The organism is Pseudorhodoplanes sp. (assembly GCF_035565795.1).
Taxonomy (GTDB): Bacteria; Pseudomonadota; Alphaproteobacteria; order Rhizobiales; family Xanthobacteraceae; genus Pseudorhodoplanes.
Genome location: NZ_DATMRV010000226.1, coordinates 1 through 2,833 on the forward strand (window position 1 = coordinate 1; position 2,833 = coordinate 2,833).

3 protein-coding genes are annotated in these 2,833 nt (G+C 63.4%); all 3 read right to left on the reverse strand.

Annotated features, from left to right (window positions below; translation table 11 throughout):
• Nucleotides 1-1,166: MFS transporter (locus VNZ93_RS20025; protein ID WP_325709312.1), on the reverse strand; the 1,166-nt coding region annotated here is incomplete at its 3' end.
• A gap of 39 nt (nt 1,167-1,205) precedes the next feature.
• The gene (gene kdsA / locus VNZ93_RS20030) at nt 1,206-2,045 is read right to left on the reverse strand and encodes a 3-deoxy-8-phosphooctulonate synthase (protein WP_325709315.1); all 840 of its coding nucleotides are present in this window, start codon (nt 2,043-2,045) and stop codon (nt 1,206-1,208) included.
• Between the two features lie 34 nt (nt 2,046-2,079).
• A partial coding sequence (locus VNZ93_RS20035) for a VOC family protein (protein WP_325709318.1) occupies nt 2,080-2,833 on the reverse strand: 754 nt, incomplete at its 5' end.

Sequence of the window (2,833 nt, forward strand, 5' to 3'; positions counted from 1 at the left end):
TACACGCTGGACGGCTGCTGCCGTTTGAGCTTACGCGAGCAGACATAGCCGACGCTCACGATAACGATCGCGCCGCAAATAAGCAGCGGTGTCTTCCCCACGGCCGCGAACCCTGCCCCGTAGATCACCGGTCCTGCCGCCTGTCCGAGAAAAAACGACATCGAATGCAGCGCCATTGCGGAGCCTCGCGCTTGCGGGGCAAGTTCGGTGGCGAACACCTGTATCGAACCGTGCAGCCAGTAAAAGCCGAACCCCATCATCGCGAAGTTGGCGAATTCGAGCGGCCACGGCAGCCGTAGCGTCAGGAACAGGAGAAAGGCGGCCATGATCAATCCACCGCCCAGCATCAGCCGGCTCTCGCCAAGCAGGTCGAGAAAGAAGCGCACGAATAGCGTGTAGATGACGGCGCCGATGCCGAAGCCGGCGAGCACGATGCCGGCAATCGACGCGCGGGTTTCTCCCGCCTCCTGCATGATGGCGGCCATGTGCGGGAAAATCCCGAACACCACCAGCGACTCCAGAAAGACCGCTCCAAAACAGTACTTTGCATGCGGGTTCGCGAAGATGGCGCGATAGTTCGGCACGATTGTCGAGAGGTCGAAGCCCGCCGGCTTCTCCTGCGGTACCTTGCGCAAGCCGATCAGCGCCGCGACCGTCACGATCAGGCCCAGCAGTCCGGTCACGACAAACACCGCGCGCCAGCCGGCAAGGTCGCCGACGATCCCGGCGAGAGACGCACCAAGCAGGTTGCCGGTCATCGTCGCCGCCAGCATGCGGCCGATCACGACCTGCCGCTGCGCGACCGGAACGCGATCGCCAACCTGCGCGAGCGAGATCGGAAAGATGCCGCCCGACGCGATGCCTGCGGCAACGCGTGAAAGCACCAGCACGGTGAAACTCGGCGCGGTCGCACTGACGGCAGCGGAGAGAACGAGAATGACAAGGCTGATCGTCATCAGCTTCGTCTTGCTCATCATGTCGCCGAGCGCACCGAGCAAAGGCTGGATCAGCGCATAAGGCAGCGCGAACGCGGTCGAGAGCAGTGCGGCGGTCCCGACCTGGACCACCATTCCGTCTGCGATCAGCGGCACGACGGGATCGACCGAACGCGTGAACAGCGACGTGACGAAAACGATCAGCGCTATGATGACGAGTTCGCGATTCATCTTCGTATTTGCCGGCCGTACGATCCGGCTCCGGCGCGATCAGCTCTTTGCAATGCGGTCGAACGCCATCAACGTCTTCAACAATGGCTCGAGATCCTTGAGCGCGATCATGTTCGGTCCGTCCGACGGCGCGCGATCGGGATCCTGATGCGTTTCGATGAACACGCCCGCCACGCCGACAGCGACAGCTGCGCGCGCCAGCACTGCCACGTATTCGCGTTGACCGCCTGACGCCGTGCCCTGCCCGCCCGGCTGCTGTACCGAATGCGTCGCGTCGAAGATCACCGGCGCACCGGTCTTGGCAAGCTCGGGGAGTGCCCGCATGTCGGAGACCAGCGTGTTGTATCCGAACGAGACGCCACGCTCCGTCACCAGCACCCGTGCGTTGCCGGCGTCGGTGATTTTCGCGACAACGTTCTTCATGTCCCAGGGTGCGAGGAACTGGCCCTTCTTCACATTCACCGCCCGTCCGGTCTGCGCCGCCGCGACCAGCAGATCGGTCTGACGGCACAGGAAGGCCGGGATCTGCAGCACGTCGACGGCCTGCGCTGCAACGGGACATTGCGCAGCGTCGTGCACGTCGGTCAGGACCGGCAGATCGAGCGACGAGCGGATCTCCGCAAAGATCGGCAACGCGGCCTCAAGTCCGATGCCGCGCGCGGACTTGCCGCTCGTGCGGTTCGCCTTGTCGAACGAGGTCTTGTAGATCAGCCCGATGCCGATACGGTGCGCCATCTCCTTGAGTGCGGATGCCATCTCCAGTGCGTGTGCACGGCTCTCGAGTTGACAAGGACCGGCAATCAGCGCGAGCGGCAGATCGTTGCCGAAGCGCGCAGAGCCGACATCCACCACGGGGTTCGGTATCAGGAGTTTGTCCATTTGCGTTCGACCATGCGCCCGGCGGCCACCGGAATCAATGCGCCGCTTCGAATACGAGAGCCGCGCCCAGCGCCTGAGCCGGCGGAACAACCAGGCGGTTCATTCGCCGGATCGGCGAGATCGCGTTGGAGGTGAGGACGGATTCCGTTGTGTCCATGTCGGACGACACGAGGCGCAGCGCCGCGAGCCTTGCGCCTGCGGAAATGTCGGGCGCCGCGATCCCGAAATGATCCGTGAACGAGGCAGGCGCCATGACCTGAATATCGCCGCGTGGCGTTGTCACGGTGATGCCAGCGGATGTCGACTGCAGTTCGCGCTCGCCGGTGAATGCCGACAGAAAGATGTGATGATCGCTCGGATTGTCGGCGACCATCACAACGCCGCCCACCCGCGTCACCGCGTTCGGATGGCTCTGCCAGGCCGGATTCCAGAAATTCTCGGGATAGTGCTGCTGGCAGGTCGCGAAATTGTGCGCAGGGGCAAGAGCATCGCGCGCGAAGGCCAGCGAGAACGCAACTTTCACCGCCGAACCATCCGGCCTTTTGCCCTCGCGCTCGAACCGGATCACGTCCGACGCGCCGACCTTGGCACCCGCGAACGCCCGTGCATCGTCACCGGCATTCGCACTTTCCAGGATCAGCATCGAAAAGCCCTCGCCCGTATCCAGAAAGCGCCGGTTGAAGTCGCCGAAGAGTTGCGACATGCCGTCATCGCCGAGCTTCTCGGGCTCGGCCATCGTCAGAATCTCGACGAAGAAGCCCGGCAACTGAACGACATGATTATGCGTG

Bases quoted from the DNA above. Each gene is read 5' to 3' on its own strand.
- kdsA (WP_325709315.1), bottom strand. From the start codon at position 2,045: ATGGACAAACTCCTGATACCGAACCCCGTGGTGGATGTCGGCTCTGCG.